This is a genomic window from Streptomyces sp. NP-1717, assembly GCF_022695985.1.
Taxonomy (GTDB): Bacteria; Actinomycetota; Actinomycetes; order Streptomycetales; family Streptomycetaceae; genus Streptomyces.
This window is the reverse complement of record NZ_JAAPBF010000040.1, coordinates 26,670-42,685: the sequence shown is the minus strand read 5'-3', so window position 1 is coordinate 42,685 and position 16,016 is coordinate 26,670. Positions and strand designations below refer to the sequence as shown.

Annotated in this window: 15 protein-coding genes; 6 read left to right on the top strand and 9 right to left on the bottom strand. The window is 70.2% G+C overall.

Annotation, left to right across the window (positions count from 1 at the left end; translation table 11 throughout):
• Positions 1–1,972: transglycosylase domain-containing protein (locus tag GXP76_RS11910; RefSeq protein ID WP_242571454.1), on the bottom strand; the 1,972-nt coding region annotated here is incomplete at its 3' end.
• A 305-nt stretch (positions 1,973–2,277) separates the two neighbouring features.
• Between GXP76_RS11910 and GXP76_RS11905 the strand changes: the two genes are divergently transcribed.
• Genes GXP76_RS11905 through GXP76_RS11895 form a run of 3 tightly spaced genes read left to right on the top strand, consistent with a single transcriptional unit; the run spans position 2,278 to position 4,001 of the window.
• Positions 2,278–3,171, top strand: a complete 894-nt coding sequence (locus tag GXP76_RS11905) for an SPFH domain-containing protein (RefSeq protein WP_374360681.1) — start codon at positions 2,278–2,280, stop codon at positions 3,169–3,171.
• Positions 3,168–3,434, top strand: coding sequence for a hypothetical protein (locus GXP76_RS11900; protein WP_242571452.1), 267 nt, complete (start codon positions 3,168–3,170; stop codon positions 3,432–3,434). The genes GXP76_RS11905 and GXP76_RS11900 overlap by 4 nt, the downstream gene beginning before the upstream one ends.
• Before the next feature lie 21 nt (positions 3,435–3,455).
• Positions 3,456–4,001: a carboxymuconolactone decarboxylase family protein gene (locus tag GXP76_RS11895; protein WP_242571451.1), complete on the top strand. Its 546-nt coding sequence runs from the start codon at positions 3,456–3,458 to the stop codon at positions 3,999–4,001.
• 18 nt (positions 4,002–4,019) lie between these two features.
• Here GXP76_RS11895 and GXP76_RS11890 read toward each other — a convergent pair whose 3' ends face one another.
• From GXP76_RS11890 to GXP76_RS11870, 5 genes are all read right to left on the bottom strand, one after another.
• Positions 4,020–4,799 (bottom strand): hypothetical protein, encoded by a 780-nt coding sequence (locus GXP76_RS11890; protein ID WP_242571450.1) that lies wholly within the window; start codon positions 4,797–4,799, stop codon positions 4,020–4,022.
• Complete coding sequence (locus tag GXP76_RS11885; protein WP_242571449.1) at positions 4,796–6,190, bottom strand: AI-2E family transporter; 1,395 nt, start codon at positions 6,188–6,190, stop codon at positions 4,796–4,798. Before GXP76_RS11885 ends, GXP76_RS11890 begins: the two co-directional genes overlap by 4 nt.
• A gap of 160 nt (positions 6,191–6,350) precedes the next feature.
• Positions 6,351–7,049, bottom strand: a complete 699-nt coding sequence (locus GXP76_RS11880; RefSeq protein ID WP_242571448.1) for a transglycosylase SLT domain-containing protein — start codon at positions 7,047–7,049, stop codon at positions 6,351–6,353.
• Between the two features lie 391 nt (positions 7,050–7,440).
• Positions 7,441–8,757, bottom strand: a complete 1,317-nt coding sequence (locus GXP76_RS11875; RefSeq protein ID WP_078075301.1) for a PhoH family protein — start codon at positions 8,755–8,757, stop codon at positions 7,441–7,443.
• Between the two features lie 413 nt (positions 8,758–9,170).
• Positions 9,171–9,935 carry an isoprenyl transferase gene (locus GXP76_RS11870; RefSeq protein WP_242571447.1) on the bottom strand — a complete coding sequence of 255 codons (765 nt, stop codon included), beginning with the start codon at positions 9,933–9,935 and terminating at the stop codon, positions 9,171–9,173.
• Positions 9,936–10,125: 190 nt separating this feature from the next.
• Between GXP76_RS11870 and mgrA the strand changes: the two genes are divergently transcribed.
• Together mgrA and GXP76_RS11860 are read left to right on the top strand one after the other, a co-directional pair.
• Complete coding sequence (gene mgrA / locus GXP76_RS11865; RefSeq protein WP_308354125.1) at positions 10,126–11,163, top strand: L-glyceraldehyde 3-phosphate reductase; 1,038 nt, start codon at positions 10,126–10,128, stop codon at positions 11,161–11,163.
• A gap of 358 nt (positions 11,164–11,521) precedes the next feature.
• Entirely contained in the window at positions 11,522–12,715 is a 1,194-nt protein-coding gene (locus tag GXP76_RS11860) for a winged helix DNA-binding domain-containing protein (RefSeq protein ID WP_242571446.1), read from the top strand.
• Between the two features lie 42 nt (positions 12,716–12,757).
• Here the strand turns inward: GXP76_RS11860 and GXP76_RS11855 are convergent, their stop codons facing one another.
• Both GXP76_RS11855 and GXP76_RS11850 read right to left on the bottom strand, forming a co-directional pair.
• Complete coding sequence (locus tag GXP76_RS11855) at positions 12,758–13,552, bottom strand: class I SAM-dependent methyltransferase (protein WP_242571445.1); 795 nt, start codon at positions 13,550–13,552, stop codon at positions 12,758–12,760.
• An 89-nt stretch (positions 13,553–13,641) separates the two neighbouring features.
• Positions 13,642–14,631, bottom strand: a complete 990-nt coding sequence (locus GXP76_RS11850) for a prepilin peptidase (RefSeq protein ID WP_242571444.1) — start codon at positions 14,629–14,631, stop codon at positions 13,642–13,644.
• 124 nt (positions 14,632–14,755) lie between these two features.
• Between GXP76_RS11850 and GXP76_RS11845 the strand changes: the two genes are divergently transcribed.
• The gene (locus GXP76_RS11845) at positions 14,756–15,121 is read left to right on the top strand and encodes a DUF192 domain-containing protein (protein ID WP_242571443.1); all 366 of its coding nucleotides are present in this window, start codon (positions 14,756–14,758) and stop codon (positions 15,119–15,121) included.
• Positions 15,122–15,138: 17 nt separating this feature from the next.
• On the opposite strand, the gene GXP76_RS11840 is transcribed toward GXP76_RS11845, so the two are convergent.
• The gene (locus GXP76_RS11840) at positions 15,139–15,969 is read right to left on the bottom strand and encodes a hypothetical protein (protein WP_242571442.1); all 831 of its coding nucleotides are present in this window, start codon (positions 15,967–15,969) and stop codon (positions 15,139–15,141) included.
• Between the last annotated feature and the right edge of the window lie 47 nt (positions 15,970–16,016).

Sequence of the window (16,016 nt, the reverse complement as noted above, 5' to 3'; positions counted from 1 at the left end):
TGTCCTCGGCGACGTCGAGATCGAACGAGGCGTCGGAGCCGCCGCCCAGCGCGCCCAGGGTGTAGTCGGCCCAGATCCTGGCGGGGAAGCCACCACCGTTGGCGCGGCCCGAGTTGGCCGTGCCGGTCAGGGTGACCTGGCCGCCGCCCTCCTTCGTCGACTCGCCGAACAGGGCCACCACCGTGGTCAGTTCGGGCGTGTAGCCGGCGAACCAGGCCGACTTGTTGTTCTCCGACGTACCCGTCTTGCCGGCCGCCTCGTACGCGTCGGTGTTCGCCTCGTGCGCCGTGCCGTTCTTGACGACGCCGGTGAGCGCCGAGGTGACGGTGTCGGCCGACTCGCGGCTGATCGCCTGGTCACCGATCCGTTCGGGCAGCTCGACGTCACGGTCCTTGTGCTCGGCGGACTTCAGGATCGACGGCGTGACCTTCTCCCCGTGGTTGTCGAGCGTCGCGTACACGCCCGCCATGTCCCAGGTGGACGCCTGCATCGTGCCCAGGGTGATCGCGGGCCGCTCGGGGAAGTTCTTGTCCCGCATGCCCAGATCGAGCGCGGTCTTCTTCACCTTGCCGGGGCCGACGTCCACGACCATCTGTGCGAAGACGGAGTTGACGGAGTCGTTGGCCGCTTCCTGCACGGTGATGTCGCCGTAGTCGACGTCGTCCTCGTTCTGCGGCGCGAAGGGGGTGTCGCTGCCGACGACCGGCCGCTTGCTGGTGCCGTCGTAAACGGTCTTGAGCCCGATCGGGTCGTCGTCCTGCGTCCTGGACTTGTTCTCCAGCGCCGAGGCGAGCACCACCGGCTTGAAGGTCGACGCGGGCTGGTAGTCGGTGCGGGTGGCGTTGTTGATCCAGTGCTCGGTGGCGCCGACCCCGCCGTAGAGCGCGACCACCGCGCCCGTCTTCGGGTCCACGGAGGTGGCGCCCGCCTGCACGGTCGCGTCGATCTTGTTCTTCTTCCGGTCGAGCTTGGACTCCAGCTGCTTGTCGACCGCGTCGAGAAGCTCCTTCTGGCGCTTCTTGTCGACGCTCAGCGTGATCGTCCAGCCGCCGGCGGCGATGTCCTCCTTGGAGACGCCCTGCCGCTCCAGCTCGCTGTTGGCGGCATCGACGAGATAGCCGGCCTGGCCCTCGGCGCCGGGGGCGGGCTTGGGCTTCCGCGGTACGGGGAACTTCAGCCCGGCCCGCTCCGTACCGTCCAGCCAGTTCTCCTCGACCATGTTGTCGAGGACGTAGTTCCAGCGCTCGGTGACGAGCTTCCTGCCGGTCTCCGAGGCCAGGGTCCAGTCGTACTGGTTGGGGGCCTGGAGCAGCGCGGCGAGGTACGCGCCCTGCGCGACGTCCAGCTTGGCCGCGTCCACGCCGTAGTACGCCTGCGCGGCCGCCTGGATGCCGTACGCGCCCCGCCCGTAGTAACTGGTGTTCATGTACCCGGCGAGGATGTCGCTCTTGCTCATCTGCTGGTCCACCTTCAGAGAGATCACCAGCTCCTTGAGCTTGCGGGTGACCGTCTGGTCCTGGTCCAGGTAGTAGTTCTTCACGTACTGCTGGGTGATGGTGGAACCACCCTGCTTGCCCTTGCCCGAGAGGGTGTTCACCAGACCGCGGGTCGTGCCCTTGATGTCGACGCCGGAGTCCTTGTAGAAGGACTTGTTCTCGGCGGCGACGAAGGACCGCTGGACGTCCTTGGGGACCTTCTCCAGGCCGACTATCTCGCGGTTGATCTCGCCGGTCCGCGCCAGGACCGTGCCGTCGCTGTACTTGTAGACGTTGCTCTGCATCTCGGCCTGGGCGTTGGCCTTCGGCACCGGGACCAGGAAATAGATCACGACGAACGCGCCCATGGCGAGCAGGCACAGCCCGAGGAACGTGCCGAGGAGCTTCCTCAGCGTGAAGAAGCCGCGTATGCCGCCGGCCTTCCTCGCCCGGCGCGTTCCACGCTGCCGGGCCACTCGCGCTTCCGCTCGGCCCATCGCTCAGTCGCTCCGCTCTCGGGTCTCGTACCGCCGGCCCCGTCCGTTTGTCAGCTTGTCCCAGTTGCCGGAATCAGCTCAGAAAGCTAACACCGTCCCCTGTGACAAAGAGTCCCGATCCGGTCTTTTCCGACGTGACAATCAGCACCTGTCTCAGAGGAACCGACTCACGAAAGGCGTGGAGGGTTGCGAAGCACGTTAATGTGTAATCACAATGCTAGCTGCGCCGAGCGGCGCGAAAGTAGCGGAAACGGGGACCAGACATGCCAGTGACCAGCACCCCAGTGGTGGACGACCTGCCCGAGATGCCCGCGCCGCGGGTCCGGGAATTCCAGGCGAGCAGCATCGGCGGCGGCCTCGCGCTGCTGCTCGGGCTGATCGGCCTGGTCGGCGGAATCGCCCTCGTCGTGATCGGCGCGGCCCTCTCGTCGACCGGCGGCAAGGTGGCGCTGATCGTTCTGGGCGTCCTGCTCGCGATCGCCGCCTTCGTCGCGATGTGCGGGCTCAACATGGTGGCGCCGGGCGAGGCCCGTGTCGTCCAGCTCTTCGGCCGCTACCGCGGCACGATCCGCGTCGACGGGCTGCGCTGGGTGAACCCGCTCACCTCACGCGCCAAGATCTCGACCCGCGTACGGAACCACGAGACAGCCGTCCTGAAGGTCAACGACGCCTACGGCAACCCGATCGAACTGGCGGCCGTCGTCGTCTGGCGGGTGGAGGACACCGCGCAGGCACTCTTCGAGGTGGACGACTTCCTGGAGTTCGTCTCCACCCAGACCGAGGCCGCCGTCCGGCACATCGCGATCGAGTACCCGTACGACGCCCACGAGGAGGACGGCCTCTCGCTGCGCGGGAACGCCGAGGAGATCACCGAGAAGCTCGCCGTCGAACTGCACGCCCGGGTCGAGGCGGCGGGTGTGCACATCATCGAGTCACGCTTCACCCATCTCGCGTACGCTCCCGAGATCGCCTCGGCGATGCTCCAGCGCCAGCAGGCCGGCGCGGTCGTCGCGGCGCGCCGGCTGATCGTGGACGGCGCCGTCGGGATGGTCGAGGCGGCCCTCACCCGGCTGACCGAACAGGACATCGTCGAGCTGGACTCCGAACGGAAGGCGGCGATGGTCAGCAACCTGCTGGTCGTACTCTGCGGTGACCGGGCCGCGCAGCCGGTCGTGAACACGGGCACCCTCTACCAGTGACCGAACGGAAGCAGGTCCTCCTGCGCCTGGACCCGGCGGTGTACGACGCCCTGGCACGGTGGGCGTCCGACGAACTGCGCAGCGCCAACGCGCAGATCGAGTTCCTGCTCCGCCGGGCCCTGGCGGAAGGGGGCCGGCTCCCGGGCAACGCCAGGCCGATCCCTCGCCGGGGCAGGCCCCCGAAGGCCGCCCGGCCTCCGGAACAGCCCGGGGACGCGGACGCCCCGGACACCGACCGCACCACCGACGACCACGCACCGTAGGTCCCGTCCCAGGAGAGCACGATGTCACTCGACGCGCTGAAGGCCGCCGTTCCCGACTACGCCAGGGATCTGCGGCGCAATCTCGACGCGGTTGTCGAGCACGGCGGACTGAGCCAGCAGCGCCTGTGGGGCACGGTGCTGGCCTGTGCGATCGCCGCTCGCTCGGCGCGGGTGCTGCGCGAGGTGGCGCCCGAGGCCGGCGCCCGGCTCTCCCCCGAGGCCCTCACGGCGGCCAAGTCGGCCGCCGCCGTCATGGCGGTGAACAACGTGTTCCACCGCACCAGGCATCTGCTGTCCGACCCGGCGTACGGAGAGCTGCGCACGGGCCTGCGGATGACCGCGCTCGGTCATCCGGGCGTGCCGAAGGCCGACGTCGAGTTCTGGTCGTTCGCGGTCTCCGCGATCAACGCCTGCGGACTGTGCCTCGACGCGCACGAGCGCGCGCTGCGGAGGCTGGAGGTGGACCGCGAGACGATCCAGGAGGGCTTCAAGATCGCGGCCGTGATCCAGGCCCTGGCGACGACGCTCGACGCGGAGGCCGTCATGGCCGGTCCCGGCGACGCCTGACGGCCGGACGCGCCGCTGTCAGTCGCTCTTCAGCTCGTCCATCAGCGCCAGCATGTCCTCGACCATGGCCGGTACGAGGCCGCCGAGGTGCACGACGCCCTGGTCGTCGCTCTCGAAGCCCGGGTTCAGCGGATCCACGTCGTTGTACTCGGTGACCTGACCGACGGAGAGCGAAAGCACCGCCTGTCCGTCGAGGACCTCCAGCGACGGGCTCGCGTCGCCGGGTCGGCTCACCAGGTAGGCGCGCTCCCCCACTTCGGGGACGAGTTTGAGGATCTGTTCCCCGGCCCCCTGGTCGGCCGGTTCGATCAGGGACGCGTCGAACTGCGGCCCCGGATCGGTCTTCTTGTGCAGCGTGTACGTGATCTCCGCGTACGCCCGCACGGTCGGCACCGGATGCCCCTTGCGCTCAGGGGGCCGTTTCGGCGTCAGATTGACCGTGCAGACGGCCTGGTCGAGCGCCTCGTCCTCGCCCACCGCGGCGAACGGGTCCCGCTTCTCGCCGAGCCTCGCGGAGAGCGCCGCGAGATCGGCGTCGAGGCAGAGATTGCGGCTGACCCCGTAACCCTGGAGGTCCGGCCCCGCCCTGCCGTACGCCCACAGGGCGCCCGCCCACACCGCCGATGTCACCAGTACCCCGGCCAGTCCCCACACCCAGGGACGCTGCCGCAGCGGCGGCCCCGGTATGAAGGCGGGTCCGCCGGCGTCCAGTGTCTCGGCCGCGTCCTCCGGGCCTCGCGGCGCGGGCACCGTCGCCGGCGCCGAGAGCTCTCCCTCCAGCTCCGGCTCGGAGATCATTCCTGGCCGTTCCGGGGCTCGGCGGGCGGCGCGTCGGAGACCGGCCCCGCCGGGGCGTCGGCCGGGGCCGCGGAGCCCGCCGGGGGCGCGGCCGTGGCGCCCGGGGCGGGCGTCGGCGCGATGTCGAGCGCCGTCGCGCCGTGCGGCCCGGGGCCGCCGCGCAGGGACCGCTCCTGGCTGTGCGCGCGGAGGTAACCGACGACGGTGTTCGTGACGGCGACCAGCGGCACCGCGACGACGGCTCCGGCGATACCGGCGACGAGCCCGCCCGTGGCGACCGCGAGGACGACGGCCAGCGGATGCACGCGTACCGCACGGCCGAGGATGAACGGCTGGAGGACGTGGCCCTCGATCTGCTGGACGGCCAGGACGACGATCAGCACCATCAGCGCCGTGAAGACGTCCTGGGTGACGAGCGCGACGACCACGGCGAGCGCGCCCGAGATGACCGCGCCGACGAGCGGGATGAACGCGCCGAGGAAGATGAAGACCGCCAGCGGCACCGCCAGCGGGACGTCGAGGAAGTAGAGCCCGAGGCCGATGAAGACGGCGTCGATGAGCGCGACTATCAGGGTGCCGCGCACATACGCGGTGAGCGTGCGCCAGGCGCGCGGTCCGGCCCCGGCGAGGCCCGGACGCGCCGCCGCGGGGAACAGCCTGAGCGACCACTCCCAGATCCGCCGGCCGTCGTAGAGGAGGAAGAGCGTGGAGAACACGGCCAGCAGGATCCCGGTCAGCAGTTCGACCACGACGGTCACGCCCTGGATGCCGGCGGAGGTGATCTCCTCGGTGTTGGTGCCGATCGCGTCGCTCAGGCTCTTCGCGAGATCGTTGATCTGCTGTTCGGTGACATGGAACGGGCTGTTGAGCAGCCAGCGTTTGAGTTCCTCGATGCCGTCGGTGACGCGGTCGGAGAGTACGTCGATGTTCTCCACGACCTGCCACACCACGAACCAGCCGATGAGGCCCATGACGATGAAGCCGGAGATGGCGGTGACCGCCGTGGCCAGACCACGCGGCAGGCCCCACTTCTTGAGCCTGGCGACCGTCGGCTGGAGCAGCGCGGTGACCAGCAGGGCTCCGACGAAGGCCATCACCACGAGCTGCACGGCGCTGATGATCTTCATCAACACCCAGAGCATGATCGCCAGTACGACCAGCCGCCAGGCGGCCTCGGCGGCCACCCGCATGCCCCAGGGAATGGCTGCCACGGGCTCCGGCTTGGCGGCGACACTGGGCGCGTAGTCGGGCGGGGCCGGGACGCTGTCGCGCACCGAACCGTCCGCGGGACCGTCGTCCCCCGTGGCCTCGGCCCGGCGCTCCCCCAACCGCTCGCCGAGTTCGGTGAGTTCGGCTCCGACCCGGCCTAGCCACCCCGGCAGTTTCGACATGCTCATCCTTCTTCCCCGTGTCGTACCGCCTGCTTGTTCCCCGAGTCGCCCCGCCTGAACGTACACGCGCAAAGCCCCTCCCCGTAGGACGGGGAGGGGCTTCACAAGGTTGAGCTCCGGCGGCCTGGAAAACCGACGGTAAGCGGGTGGTCCGGCGGGCCTAGTACCAGTTGTTGGCCTGCCAGAACGACCAGGCACCGCACGGGCTGCCGTAGCGGTCGTTCATGTAGTTCAGGCCCCACTTTATCTGCGTGGCCGGGTTGGTCTGCCAGTCGGCGCCGGCGGACGCCATCTTGGAGCCGGGCAGCGCCTGGACGAGACCGTAGGCACCCGAAGACGGGTTCTGCGCCTTGTAGTTCCACGTGGACTCGTGGTCCACGATGTTGCTGAAGCACTGGAACTGGTCGCCGGGGATCATCTGGCGGGCCATGGCCTGGACTTCGGAGACCGAGTACGAGCTCTGCACCGAGAAGTCGGAGGAGTCACGCGTCTCGTCGCGGCTGGCGCGCTCCTCGGCCAGCTTGGCCTCGCGCGCCTGCTCCGCCTTCTCCTCGGCGGCTTCCTTCTTCGCCTTGGCGTCCTTGGCCGCCTGGATACGAGCCGATTCCTCGGCGGACTTCTTCGCTGCCACATCGGCGGCAGTGGCCTGCGCGTCGGCCTGCTGCGTCAACGACGCGGTCTGGACCTGGGCGTGCTGGCCCGCGGGGATGTCTGCGAGGAGCGTCGTGTCAGCTGCGGTCGCCTCGAAATTGTCGTCCGAGGCCTGGGGAGCGCCCGAAGCGACTCCCACGACTGCGCCGACGGTGGTGACCGCTGTAGCTGATGCCACGGCGAATCCCCGGACCGAGATCCGGCTCACACGGTTTCCTTCCAGCAGCGTCCGTGTACGTGACCTCACGGATGCAATCGTGCCCCTGGCACTGGTCTCCGTACCGCACGTCACGGGAGACACGGGCCCGTCGGCAACTCCCATGGCGGAAGCACCGGATGAAGCGCGGGCGGCATACGACGTCAAGTGTTGAGTTGTGTGGTTCCGCATCCCTGGGGATGCACGTGTGTCGTATGCGGGGCCTGACGGAAGCAAGACTCTGCCGGACGCCCACGCCGCAAGGCAATTCTTCGTTGCGTGGGATAGCTCACACCCCGTTTGGCACACCAGTTTCACGGAAATGGCGGCACGGCACAGCGCCGCCCGGCTAGGCTCTTGCGTCCTTGCCGGGCGGCGCCAACTACCGCATTCAGGCGGAGACCTAACCTTCCTCCAGCATTTCGGTCACGAGCGCGGCGATGGGCGAGCGCTCGGAGCGGTTGAGGGTGACGTGCGCGAAGAGCGGATGGCCCTTGAGCTTCTCGACCACGGCGACCACCCCGTCGTACCTGCCCACACGCAAGTTGTCGCGCTGCGCCACGTCATGGGTCAGCACCACACGCGAGTTGGCACCGATACGGGAGAGAACGGTCAGCAGGACGTTCCGCTCCAGCGACTGGGCCTCGTCGACGATGACGAACGCGTCGTGCAGCGACCGCCCGCGGATGTGCGTCAGGGGCAGCACTTCGAGCATGCCGCGGCCCAGCACCTCCTCGATCACCTCACGGCCGGCGACGGCCGACAGGGTGTCGAACACCGCCTGCGCCCACGGGCTCATCTTCTCGGCCTCGGTGCCCGGCAGATAGCCGAGCTCCTGCCCGCCGACCGCGTACAGCGGACGGAAGACCATCACCTTCTTGTGCTGACGGCGCTCCAGCACCGCCTCCAGGCCCGCGCACAGGGCCAGGGCCGACTTGCCGGTGCCCGCGCGGCCGCCCATCGAGATGATGCCGATGTCCGGGTTGAGCAGCAGATCGAGGGCGATGCGCTGTTCGGCGCTGCGGCCGTGGATCCCGAAGGCCTCCCGGTCACCGCGGACGAGCTTCACATTGCCCTCGGGGGTGATGCGGCCGAGCGCCTTGCCGCGGTCGGACTGGAGGACCAGCCCGGTGTGCACGGGCAGCTCCGCCAGCTCCGGCACGTACAGCGTCTCCTCGGAGAAGAGGAGGTCCACCTGTTCGGCGGAGAGCGCCATCTCGCTCATACCGGTCCAGCCGGAGTCGGTGATGGCCAGCTCGGCGCGGTACTCCTCGGCGAGAAGTCCGACCGACGACGCCTTGATGCGCAGCGGCAGGTCCTTGGAGACGACGGTGACGTCGTACCCCTCCGCCTGGAGATTGCGCGCCACCGCGAGAATCCGCGAGTCGTTGTCCCCCAATCGGAAGCCGGCGGGAAGGACGCCGGGATCGGAGTGGTTGAGCTCGACGCGCAGCGTGCCGCCCAGGTCGCCCAGCGGGATGGGGGCGTCGAGACGGCCGTACCGGATACGGAAGTCGTCGAGCAGGCGCAGGGCCTGCCGGGCGAAGTATCCGAGCTCCGGATGGTGCCTCTTGGCCTCCAACTCCGTGATCACCACGATCGGCAGCACGACTTCGTGCTCGTCGAAGCGGGACATGGCGTTGGGATCGGCCAGCAGGACGCTGGTGTCGAGAACATAGGTGCGCCTGTCGGGCATGCGGCGCTTTGTGCTGGTCACCACGGAAGGACGTACCCCCTCGGACGAGGTCGGGATGCGACGGCGTCACGGGCTGTGGTCGCCCGCCTGGCGGCGGACGGCGGACCGGACTCGGGCCCAAGTGCGCGGGCCGAGGACCGGCCCTCCACGGCGCCCGTACGCGTCACCGTACGATCGTCCTGGTGCAAAGGGCCTCCCGGGCGGACGGCTGGGCCGACCGCTGAGATTCGGCGCCCGCCGTCATCGCTGACGGTTCTGCTCGGACGCCGACCTGTGGAGAGGTATTCCCTCGAACACGCGCCGCCATGCCACGGCATATGACGGACAGCGTGTGAACCTCGGGTGACGGGGCGGTCCGGGCGGTCGTGGACGCCGTTCGGCGCGGGCGCCGGGGGGTATTCCGGGGAGGGGTATCGGAAGCCTTGCGGGGCGGGGGTTCAGGCTCCGTAGCGACGGTGTCGCGCCGCGTAGTCACGCAGGGCGCGCAGAAAGTCGACCTTGCGGAAAGCCGGCCAGAAGACTTCGCAGAAGTAGTACTCCGAATGGGCGCTCTGCCAGAGCATGAAGCCCGAGAGCCGCGTCTCGCCGCTGGTCCTGATCACCAGGTCGGGGTCGGGCTGGCCGCGTGTGTAGAGGTGCGAGGCGATCAGGTCCGTGTCGACGATCTCGGCGAGCTCCTCGAACGAGGTGCCCTTGCTCGCGTGGTCCAGGAGCAGGGAGCGGACCGCGTCGGCGATCTCCTGCCGGCCGCCGTAGCCGACGGCGACGTTGACCAGTATCCCGGTGTTGTTCCGGGTGGCCTCCTCGGCCTCCTTGAGCACGGTCTGCATACGGGCGGGCAGCAGGTCCATCGTGCCGACGTGGTGGACGCGCCAGCGGCCGTCGGCGGCGAGGTCGCGCACGGCGTTCTCGATGATGCCGAGGAGGGGGATCAGCTCGTCGTCGGCGCGGTCGAGGTTGTCCGTGGACAGCAGCCACAGGGTGACCACCTCGACGTCCGTCTCGTCGCACCAGCCGAGCAGGTCCTGGATCTTGCTGGCGCCGGCCTTGTGGCCCTGTTCGGTCGTACCGCCGGAGGCCTTGGCCCAGCGGCGGTTCCCGTCGAGAACGACACCGATGTGCTTGGGCAGCACCTGGGTGTGATCGAGGCGCCTTTCCACCCGGCGTGCGTAGAGCCTGTACACCAGGTCGCGCAAGTTCACTGAGTCCACCTCTTCGGTTTCTGATGGGGACCGCCCGCCGGGCGGCCCGCGGGGCCGCGCCCGTCCGCCGCGGGGAAGGCCGTCCGTGAGAGATGGGGACCGCCCCTGGCACCCGAAGCCGTCACATTACTGCGCGGGCGGCACGAGGGCCCAACCCGGTCTGTCACAAGTCCGTGATAAGGAAGGACTCGTGACTGAATTCCCCACTTATCTCGCAGCCGAAGACCGGTACGACTCCATGGAGTACCGGCGCAGCGGACGCAGCGGCCTCAAGCTGCCCGCCCTCTCCCTCGGCCTCTGGCACAACTTCGGTGACGACCGGACCCTCGACTCGCAGCGCGCGATCCTGCGCCGCGCTTTCGACCTCGGCGTCACGCACTTCGACCTCGCGAACAACTACGGACCGCCGCCCGGATCGGCGGAGTTGAATTTCGGCAAGATCTTCGCGCAGGACTTCTCGGCCTATCGCGACGAGTTGGTCGTCTCGACCAAGGCGGGCTATCTCATGCACCCGGGCCCGTACGGGGAATGGGGTTCGCGCAAGTATCTGACGTCGTCGCTGGACGCCTCCCTCAAGCGGATGGGTCTCGACTACGTCGACGTCTTCTACTCGCACCGCTTCGACCCGCACACGCCTCTTGAGGAGACGATGGGCGCGCTGGCGTCCGCCGTCCAGCAGGGCAAGGCGCTGTACGTGGGTGTGTCGTCGTACAAGGCCGAGCAGACCGCCGAGGCGGCACGGCTGTTGAAGGAGATGGGCGTCCCGGCGCTCATCCACCAGCCCTCCTACTCGATGATCAACCGCTGGATCGAGGACGACGGTCTGCTCGACACGCTGGAGGCGGCCGGCATGGGCTGCATCTCCTTCGTGCCGCTGGCGCAGGGTCTGCTGACGAACAAGTACCTGAAGGGGATTCCGGAGGGTTCGCGGGCCACGCAGGGCAAGTCCCTCGACCCCGACCTGCTCTCGGACGAGGTCGTCCGCAGGCTGAACGGACTCGACGAGATCGCGCGGCGGCGCGGTCAGTCGCTGGCGCAGCTGGCGATCAAGTGGGTGCTGCGCGACGAGCGGATGACGTCGGCGCTGATCGGCGCGTCCAGCGTGAAGCAGCTGGAGGAGAACGTGGCGGCGCTGTCCGGGGCCGCGCTGTCGGCCGACGAGCTGAAGGAGATCGACACCTTCGCCGTGGACACCGAGGGCACCAACATCTGGGCCGGACGGGGCTGACCTCGGCCGGGACATGAAAAAACGGGCCGGTCCGTGGGGGGGATACGGACCGGCCCGAGGGGGGGTTTCCACCATAACCCTTCGTAAGTGATGCTGCGTGCCAAGCAACACTGGCGTCACGCTCCGCAGTCACACGATTGCTGTGCCGGACACGTAAAAGGCCCAGGACAGCGGGCCTGAGCACACTGTTCGTGGCGGTGGAATGGCGAGAAGTCGCCACCCGATGGGAGTACCCGGGAGAGGGCTGTCGGAGAGGCGCCGCCTTGACGCGGGGCCGTACGAAAGCCCGGCGGAACCGCCCCCATGCGGACGGCCCATGCGGACGGAATCTGTCCTCACTGCCTCCTAGGCTCGGCGCATGACGACGAACAACACGGATGTCACGACCGGGAGTCCGCGGGTGGGCTGGGCCGCCGCCAACGCCCGGCGGCTGGCCCGGCAGGGGCTCATCGCGCCGACGGGCGGCGGCCCGGCCGCCGTCGCCGGCGCCATGGTCGGTGCCCACGCGCAGGTCCTGTCGGCGGCGGAACTGTCGGTGGCGCTGCGGCTGGACGGCGGCGAGACACGTGAGTCGGTGCGGACCGCGCTGTGGACGGACGGCAGCCTGGTGAAGACGTTCGGGCCGCGCGGCACCGTACATCTGCTGCCGTCCGCCGATCTGCCCCTGTGGACCGGCGCACTCTCGGCGCTGCCCACCGGCCGCAGCGCGATGCCCGACGGTGTTCGGATGAGCGAGGGCCAGACCGATCAGGTCGTCGCCGCGATCGCGGACGCGCTGGCGGACGACGACCTCACCGTCGACGAGCTGACCGAGGCGATCGTGGCGCGGACGGGGCCGTGGGCCGGCGACCGCGTCATGGACGCGTTCCAGACCAAGTGGCCTCGCTGGCGGCAGATGACACACACGGCGGCACACCGGGGCGCCCTCTGCTTCGGCCCCAACCGGGGGCGGAAGGTCACGTACACCAACCCGCACCGGCTGCTGCCGGGGTTCACCCCGCTCGCGGGCCCGGAGGCGCTCGCCGGGCTCGTGGAGCGCTATCTGTACGCGTACGGGCCCGCCACCCCGCAGAACTTCGCCAAGTGGCTTGCCATGCCCGCGAACTGGGCCAAGGAGCTGTTCGGCTCACTCGCGGCCGAGGGGCGGACGGAGCCGGTCGACTTCGAGGGCGAGGTGGCATGGGTGAAGGCCGGTGACACGGACTTCGCGGCGGAGCCGGCGGCCCGGGGCGTACGGCTCCTCCCCTACTTCGACGCGTTCACCATCGCCTCCCAGCCGCGGACGCGGCTCTTCGCGGGCGCGGCCTACGAGCGGGCGCTCGGGGGCGGGCAGGCCGGGAACTTCCCGGTGCTGCTGATCGACGGGGCCGTCGCCGGGGTGTGGCACCAGCGCCGGTCCGGGAAGTGGCTCGACGTGACGGTGGAGCCGCTGGGCACGCTGACCGCCGCGCGCCGCGGGGAGCTGGAGGAGCAGGTGGAGCGGACCGGCGAGATCCTTCAGGGCACACCGCGGCTGACGGTCGGGACGGTGTCGGTGGGGGCGCACGCGTAACGGGTGGCGCGTGGTCCGGCCGGGGTGCCCGTCCGTCAGGACTCAGCCGGGCTTGACCGCCTCGATCAGGAAGCGTGTCGTGGTGGCCACGAAGGGGCCCTCGGTCTCGATACGGCGGTGCAGGGCGGCGAGCCGGTCCCGGTGACCGTCGACGGTGAATCCGGGCACCATCCAGATCACCTTCCGCAGGAAGTAGACGACGGCGCCGATGTCGTGGAACTCGGTGCGCAGCTCGGCTGTCCGCAGGTCCACCACGTCGAGCCCCGCGGCCCCGGCCGCCGCCCTGGCCCGTTCGGGGTCGCGTACGGCTCGCGCCTCGGGCGGCTGCGGTCCCAGGAAGTACTCGACCAGTTCGAAGACGCTGGCGGGGCCGACCTCCTGGGAGAAGTAGGTGCCGCCGGGCCGCAGGACGCGGGCGATCTCCGTCCACCACGCCCGCACCGGATGGCGGCTGACGACGAGGTCGAACGCCGCGTCCCCGAAGGGCAGCGGAGGCTCGTCGTGGTCGCCCACGACGGCCGCGCCGAGCGGGTGCAGGAGCGCGGTGGCGCGGGCGACGTTCGGCGGCCACGACTCGGTGGCCACGGTCAGCGGCGGCAACTTCGGTACGGAGGCGAGGACTTCCCCGCCTCCCGTCTGGATGTCGAGGGCGGCGGTGGCGCGGCCCATCCGCTCGCCCATGGCTCGGGCGTAGCCCCACGGGGGCCGCTCCTCGGTCGCCCGGCCGTCGAGCCAGGAGAAGTCCCAGCCGTCGACGGAGACGGCGTCGGCCTCGGCGACCAGCGCCTCGAAGGTACGGGTGCCGGGCTCGGGGTGAGGGCGGGGCGTCGTGGACATGAGGGGATGGTGGCAGGAGCCCCGTACGGGTCGCCAACGCATTTCGCGCCCGCCGGTGCCCGCCGGGGGCGCGGTGGCGGCCCGCCCGGTCAGGCCGCGAGGGCGCCGAGCACCACGCCGAGGAGTGCCCCGGCGATCATGAAGGGGCCGAACGGGATGGCGGACTTACGGTTCGCCCGGCGCAGCAGTATCAGCCCGAGCCCGTACAGCGACCCGAGCAGGAATCCGGCGAACGCGCCGACGAAGAGCACCAGCCAGCCGTACCAGCCGAGCACGACACCGAGCGAGAGCGCGAGCTTGACGTCACCGAAGCCCATGCCGTTCGGGTTGATCAGGAAGAGCACGAAGTAGCAGGCGCCGAGGACGAGTCCGCCGAGCAGCGCGGTCGGCCAGGAGCCGCCGTCGCGCGGGAACAGCGCGGCGATCCCGAGCAGCGCGGCGGAGGCCGCGGCGAGCGGCAGCGTCAACTGGTCGGGAAGCCGGTGGACGTTGCGGTCGACGAGCGCGAGCAGTACGGCGAAAGGCGCGAGCAGCAGCCACACGGCGAGTTCGGGGCGGGGGCCGGTGGCGGCGGCGAGCGCGGCGCAGACGAGGGCGGTGATGACGACGACGGGGACGGAGGGCACGTAGCGCGCGCCGCGGAGTACGGGCGAGGGGGTGGCGGACGTGGTGTCGGCGTCGATTCCGGTGTCGGTGGCGCTGTCGGTTCCGGTGGCGCGGTCGGTGGCCGGGGCGCTGTCGGCGTCGCTCGCGGGGGTGTTCGCACCGGGCGCCGTCGCGGACCCGTCGGTGCGGGGAAGCGCGGCCTCGCCGGCCTCCGCACGCCCCGGCGACGCGGCGGCCACGGAGTCCGTACGCCCGGCCGCGCCGGCGGCTGTCACCACACCGCCCGCAGCGCAGGTCGCACAGCCCGCCGTGCCGAGCCAGCCCCGCGCAGGCCCGGTGATCGGGTGTCCGGCGTCGCAGCTGTCGCGGTACGGGTCCTCCGGTTCGACGGAGAGCCGGTAGGCGGCGCGCGGCAGGAGGAGCCCGGTGGCTGAGCCCCAGAGGACGGCGACGACGATCAGCGTGGCGTACACAGGTCGACCTTAGAGGGGACCGCGGCGCGGGTCATGGGTCCTGGGGCCCACATCCGCCGCTGCCGGGCCCAGATCCGGCCTCCGCGACGGAAAGCCGTGCGAGGGGGTCGTATGGTCTACCGCCATGGGGAAATGGCAGAACGGCAAGGGCAGGCTGACGGTCGAGGGCCGGGAGGAGTCCGTGGAGCTGGAGATCGCGGCCTCGTACAACACGCGGCGGCGCGGTCTGCTCGGGCGGACCGGGCTCGACGGGGCGCTGCTGATCACGCCGTGCAGCAGCGTTCACACGTTCCGGATGGGCTTCACCATCGATGTGGCCTATCTGGACAAGGAGTTGAGGGTCGTGGACGTCCACACGCTGAAGCCCGGCCGGATGCCGCTGCCCCGGCTGCGGGCCCGGCACGTGCTGGAGGCGGAGGCCGGGGCGATGGAGCGGTGGGGTGTGCGTCCGGGAGTACGGCTCGGTGTACGGCCGGGCGTGGACGCGTAAGGCCCTTCGTTCCGCCGTTACTTGAGCTTGGCAGCCTGGGTCGCTAGCAGGATGGACGGTATCTCGGGGGTCTTGGTGCCCTCGAGGTTCGCGGTGTAGAAGGTGGCGACGGTGCCGCCCACACGTACGACATGGAACACCAGCGGCACCGGATCGCCCTCGAAGTCGCCCGTCACCTGGTACGCGAGGGTGTCGTCTCCCGCCTTGGGGGCGTCGAGGCGCTTCACGGCCGAGTACGTCGACGGGCTGCTGCCCGCGCCGCTGCCCTTGAAGCCGTCCTCGCAGGCCTTGACCGCGTCGTTCAGCCGGCTGAGGAGGGTGGTGGCGCCCTGCGTCCCGTGGGTGGTGAGGAATTCGGAGATGGCGGGGCGGCCGGTCTTCGCGCCGACGAGCTGACGGTAGACGGCGGCCGATGCCTCGGGCTCGGGCCTGCCGTTGATCATCGCGGTGAGCGGCGCGCACGCGGGGTCGTCCGCGGTCTCGCCCTGCGCGGGCGGCCCGTCCATCGGTCCGGCCTTGAACGTCGACACGTCGCCGGTGGCGAGCACCGCCGCGTCCAGCTCGGCCTTCGTCAGCTCCTTGCCGCCGCCCGCGCCGACGCCCTTCACCGCGGGGTTGACGGTCTTCGGCTGCTCCTCCAGGACCGGTGGTTCCGACACCTGCCCCGGGTCCTTGGGGTCCTTCGGCTCGGCCGTCGCGTTGGCGGCGGAGTCCGGCTTCTTCGGCTTGTCGGCGTCGTCGCCGCCGCTGTCCCCGCCGCCGCACGCGGTGGTGACCCCCAGCACGAGCGCGGCCAGCGCGGCGACCGTGCCGGTCCGCCGTGACGTACCTGCGGTTCGCGTCCTCATCGGAATCCCATCTCGCTCTCTACTCACCGGTATTGCACGCTAACAGC